The following is a 13,105-nucleotide window of genomic DNA, read 5'->3' as shown; positions in this document are numbered from 1 at the left end:
ATTGGTTATTTTTAATTGATTTGATGCGGTTTATTCAGGTTTTATGATTGGGCTATGAATAATCTAGGATTAAATATATTGAAACAATTTCGATTTATTGTCATGGGGATTTTAATTACTTACATAGTGAATTATCGCAAAAGATGACGGATCAATTAGTTGAACAGCTGCAATTAATTTTACGAAATAGTAATTCAAGGAGTGATGATTATTTACGTTTAAGCGCGGTAGTACTTAGCTCGAGTATCGTTGGATTAATTCGTGAATGGATGACAAACGATCAATTGGAAGTTGAAGCATTAATTGACTCTACAACCCCGATCTTATTAAATATTGTTCAAGCGACAGAGAATTAAATTTTTAAAAGAGAGTACGAGTGTAATGATTGACATCATACCAAATAAAAGCAATAATAGATAGCATGCTATGTATTGGAGGGGTGTTTGTGTCAGAAGATCTGATTTTTAATATTAGGCTTGCTTATTTTGCGTTGGAAAAAGAAAAAAACATTTACTTTGAAAAGCAAAATCTAACGGCATCACAAGGAGATCTCTTGCTTTACTTAGGTTTCGCTGAAAGGCAAGGGAAAGATGTCAATCAAAAAGATATTGAACGCTATTTCAAATTAACAAACCCAACGATTACGGGCTTACTGAATCGATTGGAGGAAAAAGGATTTGTTGAACGGAGAAAAAGTCCAGTTGATGGACGAACGAATCTGATCCATTTAACTGACCAAACGAGAAAGGTATTAGATCAGTTTAAACGACATAAAGATAGAATTGATCAAAAACTCTATCGAGATTTCAACGATGATGAACGAAAACAAATCATCTACTTACTGAAAAAATTACGCGCTAATTTGAACCCGGATCAACCGCGTTAGGAGATAAAGTGAATGAGAGACAGGAGGAAAGATAGATGGTAAAAAAATTATTACCATACCTAGGTGAATATAAGAAAGAAACGATCTTGGCGCCAGTGATGGTAGCCCTAGAAGTTGTATTTGAATTATTAATCCCTCTTTTAATGGCACAAATTGTCGACCATGGTATTCAAGGAGATGGTGGGGTCTCGTATACAATAAAAATTGGATTGCTGATGATTTTACTTGCAGTCTTAGCTTTAATATGTGGTGGTTTAAGTGGTCGTTATTCTGCGATTGCTGGCATGGGGTTTGCAAAAAATCTACGGTCAGGATTATTTAGTAAAATTCAAACGTACTCATTTGCAAACGTTGATAAATTTACTACAGCTTCATTAGTGACTCGCTTAACAACAGATATTACGAATACACAGAACGCACTAATGATGATTTTACGGATGGCGGTTAAGGCACCGATTATGCTAATTGGTGCTTCAATTATGGCCATTTCAATTAACCCCCGTTTATCGATGATCTTTATTATTACGATGCCAATTTTGGCGGTTGCCCTTTATCTAATTGGGAGTCGTGCTCACCCTCGCTTTTTGACAATGCTAGAAAAGTATGATGGGTTAAATGAGAAAGTTCAAGATTTTATTGTTAATATTCGTGTTGTAAAAGCTTTTGTGCGTGAGGAGTATGAAGAAGAGAAATTTGGTGATAGTGCCAAGGCGGTTCGTGATACTCAGTTAAAGGCAGAAAAACTTGTTATTTTGAATATGCCAATTATGCAATTTGTTATTTACTCTAGTATTGTCGCAATCCTATGGTTTGGTGGCAATATGGTTGTCAGTGGTGATTTTTACATTGGTGAATTATCAAGCTTCATTATGTACATGATGCAAACGCTCATTTCATTAATGATGTTGTCGATGATTTTTATTATGCTAATTATTTCACGAGCATCTTTTTCTCGCATTATTGATGGGCTTGAAGAAGTACCGTTTTTAGATGATCAAGGTGCAGATCCAACGCTGGACTTAGTTGATGGAAGCATTGAATTTAAACAAGCTAACTTTAGCTATAATCGTGATCCTAATAATCTTGTTTTAAAAGATATTAATTTACGAATTGAATCAGGTCAAACAATTGGAATTATCGGTGGGACGGGTTCTTCAAAATCGACACTTGTTCAGCTAATTCCACGTTTATACGATGTGTTGAGTGGAGAAGTGATCGTTGGTGGACATAATGTGAAAAACTATCAATTAAAAACACTTCGTGATCAAGTCGCAATGGTTTTACAAAATAACGTGCTCTTTAGTGGAACGATCCGAGACAATTTAAAGTGGGGAAATGAACATGCAACAGATGATGAAATTATTGCCCAAGCAAAAGCAGCTCAGGCGCATGACTTTATTATGTCATTCCCAGATGGCTATGATACGGAATTAGGCCAGGGCGGTGTTAACGTTTCTGGTGGGCAGAAACAGCGCTTGACGATTGCTCGAGCGTTATTAAAAAATCCAAAAGTAATGATTTTAGATGACTCAACAAGTGCAGTGGATACAGCAACAGATGCTGCGATTCAAAGTGCATTTAAGAATAGTTTTAAAGATGTGACAACATTGATTATCGCTCAACGTGTCAGCTCAGTCTCTGACGCTGATAAAATCATTGTTTTAGATAATGGTGAAATTAATGGTTTTGATACACATGAGCGTTTACTGGAATCAAATGTGATTTATCAAGAAATTTATGAATCACAAAGCAAGGGAGTGAGTGCAAATGAGTAAACCAGCTAGAGCGGCGCGTGGTCCTAAGCGCGGTGGTCCACGAGGAATGGCTAAACCAACTAATCTTGGAGAAACGATTAAAAGAATTGGTCAATATATGGAATCTGATAAATGGATGTTACTGATTGTTTTCTTTGCAATTATTTTAAGTGCAGGAGCAAATATTCTTGGGATTTCTGCCTTGCAAATTGTGATTGATGATTTCCTCCAGCCGATACTTGAAGGCGGAGGCGGTGATTTACTTGGTGAATTTGTATTCGTTATTGGTGCTGTTGGAGTGATCTACTTAATCGGTGTCATCTCAACTTACACATTTAATCGCCTAATGATTGGGATATCAGCCCGGACGATGTATAAATTACGGATCGATCTATTTAGGAAAATGGAAGCTTTACCGATTAAATTTTATGACACAACAACACACGGGAACTTAATGAGTTTATATACAAATGATATTGATACATTAAGACAAGTTCTATCAAATGGAATTACTGGGTTCTTCAACTCATTCATTACCGTTGTCGGTGTCTTTATCATGATGATTATATATAGTTGGCAATTAACGATTATTGTCGTCTTGATGATGTATCTCATGTTTATGTTTGTTCGTCTGATTGGTGGGAAAAGTGCAAATTACTTTAAGCAACAGCAACAAGAGCTCGGTCGTGTCAATGGCTATATTGAAGAAATGATCGAAGGACAAAAAGTTGTTAAAGTTTTTTCACGCCAAGAAAAAGTGATTGAAGAATTTGATCTTTTGAATGAAGAATTACGCAAAAATGCAACAAAAGCGAATGTGTTTGCCAATATTTTAATGCCGATTATGATTAATTTATCTTATGTTCTGTATGCTTTAACAGCAATGGTTGGTGGAATTTTTGCGATAAATGGTGTGCTAACAATTGGTACAGTGATCGTCTTTTTACAGTATACACGAACGATGTCACAACCGATCAATCAAGTTTCACAACAAATGAACTCAGTGTTAATAGCACTCGCCGGTGCCGAACGAGTATTTAAAGTCATCGATGAAGAACCAGAGTTTGATGAAGGACACGTAACGATGGTTCCTGTTGAAATCAATGATCAGAATCAATTGACTGAAGTCGATTATCGCACAGGAGATTTTGCTTGGAAAGAGGTTGATCAAGCTGGAGTGATCAATTACACGCATGTCAGAGGGAACGTCGTCTTTAATGATGTGACATTTGGTTATGATGAAAAGAAAACCGTCTTAAAAAATGTTTCTCTTTACGCTAAACCAGGACAGAAGATTGCATTTGTTGGTTCAACAGGAGCAGGAAAAACGACGATAACAAATTTGATTAATCGATTTTATGACGTACCATCTGGAAACATTAGTATTGATGGAATTGAAATAAATAAAATTAAGAAGCCAGATTTACGTAGGTCTTTATCAATGGTTTTACAAGATACACACTTATTTACTGGAACCGTTATGGAGAATATTCGCTATGGACGACTTGACGCGACAGATGAAGAAGTAATTGCTGCCGCTAAATTAGCTAATGCAGACACTTTTATTCGTCATTTAGAAGATGGCTATCAGACAATATTGAAGTCGGATGCTTCAAACTTGTCTCAAGGACAGCGTCAATTATTAGCTATTGCTAGAGCTGCAATAGCTGAGACGCCAATTTTAATTTTAGATGAAGCAACATCATCGATCGACACTCGGACGGAAAAATTGATTCAATTAGGGATGGATCGTTTGATGGAAGGAAAAACATCCTTTATCATCGCGCACCGCTTATCAACCGTACGATCAGCTAAAGCAATTATGGTGCTTGAACAAGGTGAAATCATCGAACGAGGCGATCACGATCAACTAATCGAGCAACGAGGACGCTACTACGAACTCTCAACCGGCCTATTCGAATTGACATAGTTGAATTTAAAGCATTTATCATCTGTCATTAAATTAAAAAATCACCCAAATTGATTTGGGTGATTTTTTGCTGTGGGTTTATAATCAAAATTTAACTTACTTTTTTGTAAGATGTCACATTAAATGCCTTAATACTACGCTTCATCAAAACAGAAACAACAAAAGCAACTGCAAGTAATCCAGAGAAAATGTAAAATGCAGCATTATAACTCCCAGTTGTATCATTGATGAAAGCAACAAGCAACGGTCCAAACATACCAGCACAAGACCATGAAGTGAGTAACAATCCATGAATGGCACCGAGTTCCTTCGTGCCAAACAGGTCGCTTATAAAGGCTGGGAGTAAAGCAAAACTACCCCCATACATCGAAATAATAACGAATATTAATATTTGTAGCAACAACGCATTCGTCACATTAGGAAGTGTCAACATTAAGATGAATTGAACACTAAAAAACATCAGGAATACGTTACTACGTCCCATATAATCTGAGAATGCAGACCAACCAATTCGGCCTCCACCATTGAATAACCCCATTATACCAACCATTGTAGCAGCAGCAGTAGCTGTCATGCCGACTGTAGATTGTGCAAAAGGTGAGGCTGCGGAAATTAACATGATTCCGTTTGAAATATTAATAAACATCATTATCCATAGTAACCAAAAGCTGTTTGTTCTGATAGCTTCTCGAGCAGTTAGTTGCTGTAAACTCTGTTGAACTTTAACTGTTTTTTTGGTTTTCTTCACAGATTTTGAGAATGGAACCCAATTTTCAGGCGGTCTAACAATGTAGAGTGCCCCGCTCATCATCAGCGTGAAGTAAATTGCTCCCAAAATAAAAAACGTATTGGATAAACCAACCGTTTCAATTAACCCGGTTATAATAGGAGCACCAATTAGTGATCCTGCACCAAAGCCCATAACAGCCATTCCAGTAGCTAAGCCACGTCGATCAGGGAACCATTTCACGAGTGTTGATACAGGCGCAATGTAGCCTAAACCTAGCCCCATTCCACCAATCACACCGTAGCCAAGATAAAATAAAAACAATGATTCTGTTGCTAGAGATAATCCAGTAATCAGTTGTCCAGATCCAAATAAAATGGCTGCAAAAATAGCAGATTTTTTTGGACCCCATTTTTCGACAGATTTACCGAAAAAAGCAGCAGACGTACCTAATAAAGCAATTGCAATAGTAAATGCAACTGTAACTGTTTTGTCGCTCCACCCGAATTGATCTGAGATTGGATTTTTTAAAACACTGTAAGAGTAGACAGATCCAATCGACAGGTGGATGGCAATAGCAGACAGTGCTATAAGCCAACGATTCTTTTTCATTATGACCTCCGAATATTTACACCCACAGGCAACATATCTATTATAGCAGACTTTCGATAATCAATGGTGAACGAATTGTGAAATGGCTCACTTTCTCTAAACTTAACACAATTTTTACAATTGAAATTGATTTAAATCGATAAACTTCACGTAAAAATTTTTTTGAGATATCATTAGCGAGTATTTTTATTGTTTAATTGTTCAAAGGTCGGACAAATAATTGTCGTTATTAAGTAAATATGTCCGAAGTAGCATCATCCCGGACAATTTTATGAATTTACCGAGTTGAAATGTCCGTAGAAGCATCATCCCGGACAATTTTATGAATTTATTGAGTTGAAATGTCCGTAGAGGCATCATCCCGGACAATTTTATGAATTTATTGAGTTGAAATGTCCGTAGAAGCGTCATCTCGGACAATTTTATGAATTTATTGAGTTAAAATGTCCGTAGAAGCGTCATCCCGGACAATTTTAAAAATTTACAGAGTGAAAATGTCCGAAGTAGCACCCTGCAGCGCCAACCTCGGACATTTTTTAGTTATTCAATTTGAAATCTGTCTGATAAGTATATTTTTAATTAGATTTGGTCTGCTTCAGGGTGTTCTATTGTGACCTTCTCTTGGGTCCAAATTTCGATTAGTGTAATCATCCAGGTATTGTTCCAATTATTATAATGTGTCTTATGCACAGCAAAAAGTTCATTTGGTCGGGTCTTGTGTTGAGATAATACTTGATTGAGTACTTCTGTTTCGTTCAGTGTAGCTCCTTCGGGTGAGTCGACTTCAAGGATATTGTAATCAACAATTGTTGATCGATTAGGGTAAGACTCCTCAATCTCATCAAACCAGACTTCGACTTTATCTCCGTAACCAAGTTCTTACGGTGGATTAGAGAACCAAACCATTTGATAAAAATTTCTCACACCGCCGTTACTGCTTAAATCAATCGCTGATTCACTTGCGACGAGAATGTTATTTTCAGTTTGTTCGACAACATAGCCCGTAATGTCAGGATCCCGATCAAGATTATCTTGGCATCCAATTAAACTGATGCTTACAAACAGAAGAAAGATTAATTTTTGCAAATGTCTCATTATATTCACCCTTTTTAAGCTCTCTAACTAATAGACGATTGCAAAAGAAAAAAGTTACAAACATTGACAAGTAATCTTGTTAAATTTACACTTAGACAAGGGCGTATATTATTAAGCAAAAAATAGACACACGCCAATATTTTACGCAATTTTAAGAATATTGACTATTAAAAGGAGAGATTGGACAAATGGAAAAAGTATTTTCACGACCTAAGCAGTTTGGAGAAATATTGGATTTGACATTTAGGATTATTAAAGACCACTTTGCGAAACTATTTTTACTCTTATTAGCGATTAATAGCCCGGTGATTATTATTCAGGTGCTCGTTCAAATTGTGGCTGGGAGAGGATTAATTCGTGATCTAGCTCCGGGCGAAAACTTTATTGAACAGTTTATCAATACATACACTGTAAATAATGATCAGCTCTTTAATACAACTGAATTATCTGGCAATTTTATTGTTATGTTAGTTAGTCTGCTTGTCTATCCGATCGCAACGGCTGTTGTTTTTTTAATCGTTAAAAAGATTAAGGATCAACAAGACTATGAGCTTAAAGCAGTTGTTGGTGAGTCGTTTTCACGGTTCTGGCCATTACTCGGGAGCAGCATTTTATTTGGGATTATTGCCTTTTTTGTAATTGTGATCCCGATGGCGATTCTTGTTGCTCTCATTGGGCTTAGTTTTGGAATGGGTGGTATTTTAGCGGGGATTGTACTCATTTTTGTTCTATTAGCTGCTCTTTTAGGTATTTTGCTTCTCGTTTTTCGTTGGAGTTTCTATTTCCCGATTACTCTATTTGATGAAGCGCCAGGTATATCTGCAAGCTTCCGTTTAACGAGAGGTCGAACGTGGATTACATTTGGCCTTTATATTACTTTATTTCTAATCTCAATGTTTATCGGTTCAGCAGTTGAATTCTTATCATTGTTTTTAGGTATGAGTGTGCTTTATACAACGATTCTTAATGTCGTCGGTGTGTTTACATCAATGATCACGACTGTTGGGGTCGCCGTCATTTACTTTGATTTAGAAGTGCGTCAAACAGGTAGTGATTTAAAAGAGATGATTGATACGTATCAATAAAAACTTAAGTATCGGGACGATAGGTGGGGAATAAATGAATCAGGTTGAAAGTTGGCGCTCGACACTCGATCAAATTTTGAGCGAGCATGAATATCAAGCCTACTATCAAGATAATCGAAATATTTTACAGCGGATTTGGGACTTTGTTAAAGAATGGGTCTTGGATCTGATTTATCAATGGTTTAATGGGTTAACGCCTTCAAGTGCAACGGGTGATTTAATCGTTGCGATTCTATTTATTGTGATGGCGATTGTTGTTGCTTCACTAGCAATCTATTTGTTGAAAAATTGGCAACGACGTCAGCGCTTAAAGCGTGACCAACCATTAAAAGGGTTGACAATCAATGCTCAATCACTCCAAGATTATCAGCGTTCGCTCGAAGAAGCTGAGGCTAACAATAATTATCAAGCAGCTGTTCGTTTTCGCTTCTTAATTTTATTATTTGAGTTGGATCAAAAGCAGTGGTTAAATAAAGAGCGTTGGAAAACGAATTGGGATTATTATCAGGAAATTAAACGGTTGAAGAAAGATCAAGCGGAATCATTTTATCAATTAGCTGTTTATTTTGAAGCAGTTACTTATGGGAATAAACAAGTTGAGCGAGATGATTATCTGCAATATGTTAGACGTGCAGGAGGAATGAAATGATCGTGACATTTATTAAAGAAAAGAAAGCAATTATTTTATTCCTCGGTTTATTTAGCTTACTAATTGTTGCGAGTTACTATTTAACAGAGCCCGCGCTTGAGGAATATCCAGCTTATCGGGTCGATTCACCTGCTCCAGACGGAACGAAAGGATTTTATCAATCATTAGCTGAGCTTAACTATCCAGTTGAACGGTTTACCCAACACCCGAAACAGCTAGATTACGGGACAGAAACTGCAACTTTCTTATTTAATCCACCTCTGTTAATGGAACAAAGTTTAGTCGAACATTACCTTGCTTATGTTCAATCAGGTGGGACATTATTTTTGATAACTGACCAAGCGACAGACCTATTTGGGCTGAAAATTTCACCAATTGACTTAATTGATGATGAAAGTACGGTAACTGTAAATGATCAAACGTATCAAGCTCGTTTGAATTCTTGGTTACGGTTACTACCAGAAGCGAATGATCGCGTGTTAATTTCTGATGACTATGGGGTGATCGCACTCAGCCAGTCTTATGGTGCGGGAGAGATGATCCAAATCATTGAACCGAGTTGGTTTTCTAATCAACTTATTTTAGAAAATGATCATTTAGCACTGATTGCAGATCGATTTGATCTATCAAACTATCAGCAGATCTATTTTGAAACGTATCATTATTTAGCAGAGACGAGCTTATCAGTGCTCGATGTGACACCAGATCCAATCATCCTATTTAGCTTAATTTCGCTTACAATCGGACTATTATTTATTTGGCTCAAAGGAAAGCGTTATGGTCCGGCTCGTGGTTTGCGGGAGCAGGACGTTCGGTTTGGAGATGAGCGGATTCGGGCATTAGCGAATTGGCAAATTAAAGGTCAGAACTATCATGAAGGATTAACGACACAAGTGGACTACTTGAAGTTTGCTATTTTCGAACGGACGGGTATACCAGTGACAGCGTCAAAGCAAGATTATCAACAGGCTTTGGAACGGTTATTGGTCAAACAGACAGACAAGTCGATTCGAGCATTTATCGACCAGTTAGATGCAATGCTTAACTCAGGTCGTGTTAATAAACAAGAATTTTTAGAATGGTCAAACCGAATTGATCAGATTCGGAGAGAGGTGGAGGCAAAATGAGAGAGAAATTAGTTGATCTAATGGAGCAATATCAAGCAAAAATAATTGGTCAAGAGGAAAATTTAAGTTACTTATTAACCGTGTTATTAGCTGATGGACATGTGTTAATTGAAGGAGTACCTGGAACGGGTAAGACGCAGATGGTTAAAACATTAGCGACACTTGTTGGGGGAGTTTTTAACAGAATTCAGTTTACACCAGATTTGTTACCGAGTGATATTACTGGGAGTAAAATTTTCAATATGAAGGAAAGTCAATTCGAGACGTTAAAGGGGCCTGTTTTTACCAATGTTTTGTTGGCTGATGAAATTAACCGAACACCAGCGAAAACGCAGGCGGCATTGCTTGAAGCGATGGAAGAAAAGCAAGTGACGATTCAGGGTGAAACGTTTAAATTGGCGGATTTGTTTTTTGTGGCGGCGACGCAAAACCCGATTGAGTATGAGGGGACATATCCGTTACCAGAGGCTCAACAAGATCGGTTTATGATGAAGTTGTTGATTGATTTTCCTGATTTAGAGGCGGAGACGAAAGTGTTAACAAATGTGTTAACTGAAGCGATGGCTGATGATGCGCCTGCTTCATTATTAACTGAAGAGGAACTGAATCAAATTAAACGTGCGGTTAAAGCTGTTGCGATTAAAGATTCGGTCAAGCAATACATCGTTGAGATCGTCAGAAAAACGAGAGAGCAAGAGGCTGTACAATATGGTGCGAGTACTCGGGCTGCAATTGCGATTGCTAAAACGGCACAAGCATGGGCATATGTGGCTGGTCGTGATTATGTGACACCAGATGATGTGAAGCAAGTTGTTCGTCCGTGTCTCCGTCACCGGATTCAATTATCTCCTTATGCAGAAGTGGAGGGGACGAATCTTGACGACATCATTGCGTCGATTGTGGGCACGATTCCTGTTCCAAGATAGAGGGATCATTCCAACCAAACGATTAATCTATTTAATCAGTGGTCTTGGTTTGATTTTATTTGTAATTAGTTTTTTTCGGTTTGATTTGATTATTTTTGCTAGCGTGATCGTGAGTGTCTTGTTACTGAGCTTGCTTGATTTATTACGCTCGCCGAATCGGAAGGAGCTTACGATTGAGCGGGTGATTCCTGAGCAGATTGAGCGTCATCAGCAAGAGCAGATCAGCCTAATTGTGACGAATCGAAGTGACAAGCAGGCAGAGATTAAATGGCTCGATGATTTACCAGGGTCAATCGAGACGAAAAGACCTGATCTGACGGAGCTTTTGGCAAATCAGCAGTTAACGATTGATCAGCCAATCCAAGCGAGTGAGCGGGGTTTATTTTTGCTAAAAAAAATCTACCTTCGTTATCAAAGCAAGTTAGGTCTATGGCAAAAACAGATCACATTTGATCTTGAGGATACAATTAAAGTGATTCCTAATCTGGCTGAATCACGTGACTATTTAACAAGTGCGCAAAAGTATTTGCTTCATGAAGGATCGAAAATTCGGAAGCAGGGGACTGGTTTAGGTGAGTTTGCTAAAGTACGCCAATATGTTGTTGGTGATGATCCACGAAAAATTAATTGGCATCAATCAGCAAAGTTAAACGAAGTGATGGTCAATGAATATGAACCAGAGCATGGGAAGCAAATTATTATTATGATCGATTGTGGTCGAATGATGGGTGTTGAATTAGACAAGGGGAATCGGTTAGAAAGAAGTATTGAAGCGGCCTTAACAGTTGCGACGGCAGCATTAGACAATGGGGATTACGTCTCCGTGATTGCTTTTGCTAAGGACATTAACGTCTATGTCCCAGCGGAAAAAGGTTTAGCTCATTTACAAACGATTTTACAAGCGATTTACTCATTACGAGTTGAGGCAAATGAATCGAACTATGTAGCTGCCTTTCAATTTATTCGAACAGAGCAACAGAAAAGGAGCATGGTGATTTTATTTAGTGATATCAATCAATTTTTCTTAGATCAGCAATCATTGTTTTTTATTAAGCAATTGAAGAAACAGCATTTATTTTTAGGAATTGGGATAAAAGACGAGTGGAAACAACGGAATATTGATCTTCAAGCAGAGACAGTCAACGAAGCGATGCGTAAAACTGTCGCCCAACAAGTTGAGCTTTGGAACCGAAGAGAGATGCTTAAATGGAAAAATCTTGGCCTCGATTTAATCGAAGCCAAGAGTGATGATTTAGCAGTGACAACTGTGTCTTATTACATTGATCAATTAAACCGTGGCGCGCTTTAATTGGCGGATACGTCCGTAAAGCAGATAGCCGATAAAACCGATTAATGTAATGAAGGCAACAATGTATTTCGTTTCAAGCGAGAGATCAGCTGGTGTGATAAAGCCTTCGATAACTCCAGCTATGATAAATAAAGGAATTGTTCCAAGTAAAAGTTGTACCGATCTCATGGCGTAGTATTTTAATTGAACGGAACGCTTTAACTCTCCTGGTACTAATAATTTATAACCCATGAGTAGGCCAGCTCCACCAGCGATGAAAATGGCTAGGAGCTCAATCACACCATGTGGGACGATATAGGCCCAGAAAACATAAGAACTGCCTGAGTGCCAAAATAATCCTGCAAGTGCACCAACTAAGAGGCCGTTATAGATCATCACGTAGACAGTCAAGATACCAAATGTAATACCACCGGCAAACGCGAGGATGGCGACTTGAATGTTATTGGTCATAATCATCACAGACATTGTTGCACCGTCAACGACGTCGGCTTGGACATTAGAAGCAAGGTCATCCGGACTTAGGATATTTGCTAGGGTGCCGGGAAGTAATACGTCTAAATGAAGCGGGTTTTGACTAACAATAATAAAGCCAACTAAACCACCTGCAACAAATAGTAACGTTGCGACTAAAACAGCACGCCATTGTTCGAGAAACAAGCCAATAAACTTTTCAAGTAAAAAGTCTTTGAGTTGTTTCCATGATGAGTTTTCTGTTTGATAAATAATATTATGTGCGTGACTAACGAGTTGATTCAAATGAATCGTCACTTCAGAATCAGGGAAAAACGTTTGACTATATGATAGATTTTGAGCTGTTTTTTGATATAGACGATCAAATTTCTCTATCTTCTGATTGCTTGGTTTACTGCGGCTTTTATTGAACGTCGTGATCATCTGTTCAAGCTCTTGCCAGTCTTGCCGATTTTGTTGAATAAATGTTTTAAGTTTAATAGATAAAACCACCTTCTGCTTGTAAATTATGGTTGATAATAGTATATCATTTTT

At 37.8% G+C, this 13,105-nt stretch carries 12 protein-coding genes; 9 read left to right on the top strand and 3 right to left on the bottom strand.

The genetic code is table 11. The annotated features are described in order from the left end of the window. Positions 1 to 143: 143 nt before the first annotated feature. From ABD814_RS02250 to ABD814_RS02235, 4 genes are all read left to right on the top strand, one after another. On the top strand, positions 144 to 356 hold the full coding sequence (locus ABD814_RS02250; protein ID WP_344909911.1) for a hypothetical protein: 213 nt from the start codon (positions 144 to 146) through the stop codon (positions 354 to 356). An 89-nt stretch (positions 357 to 445) separates the two neighbouring features. After that, complete coding sequence (locus ABD814_RS02245; RefSeq protein ID WP_344909909.1) at positions 446 to 886, top strand: MarR family winged helix-turn-helix transcriptional regulator; 441 nt, start codon at positions 446 to 448, stop codon at positions 884 to 886. A gap of 35 nt (positions 887 to 921) precedes the next feature. Continuing rightward, positions 922 to 2,661, top strand: a complete 1,740-nt coding sequence (locus tag ABD814_RS02240; RefSeq protein WP_344909907.1) for an ABC transporter ATP-binding protein — start codon at positions 922 to 924, stop codon at positions 2,659 to 2,661. Further along, positions 2,654 to 4,570: an ABC transporter ATP-binding protein gene (locus ABD814_RS02235; RefSeq protein WP_344909905.1), complete on the top strand. Its 1,917-nt coding sequence runs from the start codon at positions 2,654 to 2,656 to the stop codon at positions 4,568 to 4,570. Before ABD814_RS02240 ends, ABD814_RS02235 begins: the two co-directional genes overlap by 8 nt. 91 nt (positions 4,571 to 4,661) lie before the next feature. Here the strand turns inward: ABD814_RS02235 and ABD814_RS02230 are convergent, their stop codons facing one another. Together ABD814_RS02230 and ABD814_RS02225 are read right to left on the bottom strand one after the other, a co-directional pair. After that, complete coding sequence (locus tag ABD814_RS02230) at positions 4,662 to 5,909, bottom strand: L-lactate MFS transporter (RefSeq protein ID WP_344909903.1); 1,248 nt, start codon at positions 5,907 to 5,909, stop codon at positions 4,662 to 4,664. An 879-nt stretch (positions 5,910 to 6,788) separates the two neighbouring features. After that, positions 6,789 to 7,004, bottom strand: a complete 216-nt coding sequence (locus ABD814_RS02225) for a hypothetical protein (RefSeq protein ID WP_344909902.1) — start codon at positions 7,002 to 7,004, stop codon at positions 6,789 to 6,791. Between the two features lie 188 nt (positions 7,005 to 7,192). On the opposite strand from ABD814_RS02225, the gene ABD814_RS02220 reads away from it, so the two are divergent. Genes ABD814_RS02220 through ABD814_RS02200 form a run of 5 tightly spaced genes read left to right on the top strand, consistent with a single transcriptional unit; the run spans position 7,193 to position 12,100 of the window. After that, a complete protein-coding gene (locus tag ABD814_RS02220; RefSeq protein WP_344909900.1) occupies positions 7,193 to 8,089 on the top strand; it encodes a hypothetical protein in 897 nt (298 codons plus the stop codon). Between the two features lie 34 nt (positions 8,090 to 8,123). Beyond that, positions 8,124 to 8,738, top strand: a complete 615-nt coding sequence (locus ABD814_RS02215) for a DUF4129 domain-containing protein (protein ID WP_344909899.1) — start codon at positions 8,124 to 8,126, stop codon at positions 8,736 to 8,738. Continuing rightward, on the top strand, positions 8,735 to 9,865 hold the full coding sequence (locus ABD814_RS02210; RefSeq protein ID WP_344909897.1) for a DUF4350 domain-containing protein: 1,131 nt from the start codon (positions 8,735 to 8,737) through the stop codon (positions 9,863 to 9,865). The genes ABD814_RS02215 and ABD814_RS02210 overlap by 4 nt, the downstream gene beginning before the upstream one ends. Further along, positions 9,862 to 10,791 carry an AAA family ATPase gene (locus ABD814_RS02205; protein ID WP_344909895.1) on the top strand — a complete coding sequence of 310 codons (930 nt, stop codon included), beginning with the start codon at positions 9,862 to 9,864 and terminating at the stop codon, positions 10,789 to 10,791. The genes ABD814_RS02210 and ABD814_RS02205 overlap by 4 nt, the downstream gene beginning before the upstream one ends. Beyond that, positions 10,742 to 12,100: a DUF58 domain-containing protein gene (locus ABD814_RS02200; protein ID WP_344909893.1), complete on the top strand. Its 1,359-nt coding sequence runs from the start codon at positions 10,742 to 10,744 to the stop codon at positions 12,098 to 12,100. The genes ABD814_RS02205 and ABD814_RS02200 overlap by 50 nt, the downstream gene beginning before the upstream one ends. Here ABD814_RS02200 and ABD814_RS02195 read toward each other — a convergent pair. Then, positions 12,080 to 13,051, bottom strand: a complete 972-nt coding sequence (locus ABD814_RS02195) for a stage II sporulation protein M (protein ID WP_344909915.1) — start codon at positions 13,049 to 13,051, stop codon at positions 12,080 to 12,082. The genes ABD814_RS02200 and ABD814_RS02195 overlap by 21 nt on opposite strands. Between the last annotated feature and the right edge of the window lie 54 nt (positions 13,052 to 13,105).

This window comes from Amphibacillus indicireducens, from assembly GCF_039539605.1.
GTDB lineage: Bacteria > Bacillota > Bacilli > Bacillales > Amphibacillaceae > Amphibacillus > Amphibacillus indicireducens.
Note: the sequence above shows the minus strand (reverse complement) of the source record. Positions and strands in the feature narration are given on the sequence as shown.

What these genes read in the sequence shown, in the direction of transcription:
- ABD814_RS02250 (WP_344909911.1), top strand. Translation starts at nt 144, where the DNA reads ATGACGGATCAATTAGTTGAACAGCTGCAATTAATTTTACGAAATAGT.
- ABD814_RS02240 (WP_344909907.1), top strand. Translation starts at nt 922, where the DNA reads ATGGTAAAAAAATTATTACCATACCTAGGTGAATATAAGAAAGAAACG.
- ABD814_RS02235 (WP_344909905.1), top strand. Translation starts at nt 2,654, where the DNA reads ATGAGTAAACCAGCTAGAGCGGCGCGTGGTCCTAAGCGCGGTGGTCCA.
- ABD814_RS02230 (WP_344909903.1), bottom strand. Translation starts at nt 5,909, where the DNA reads ATGAAAAAGAATCGTTGGCTTATAGCACTGTCTGCTATTGCCATCCAC.
- ABD814_RS02225 (WP_344909902.1), bottom strand. Translation starts at nt 7,004, where the DNA reads ATGAGACATTTGCAAAAATTAATCTTTCTTCTGTTTGTAAGCATCAGT.
- ABD814_RS02220 (WP_344909900.1), top strand. Translation starts at nt 7,193, where the DNA reads ATGGAAAAAGTATTTTCACGACCTAAGCAGTTTGGAGAAATATTGGAT.
- ABD814_RS02215 (WP_344909899.1), top strand. Translation starts at nt 8,124, where the DNA reads ATGAATCAGGTTGAAAGTTGGCGCTCGACACTCGATCAAATTTTGAGC.
- ABD814_RS02210 (WP_344909897.1), top strand. Translation starts at nt 8,735, where the DNA reads ATGATCGTGACATTTATTAAAGAAAAGAAAGCAATTATTTTATTCCTC.
- ABD814_RS02205 (WP_344909895.1), top strand. Translation starts at nt 9,862, where the DNA reads ATGAGAGAGAAATTAGTTGATCTAATGGAGCAATATCAAGCAAAAATA.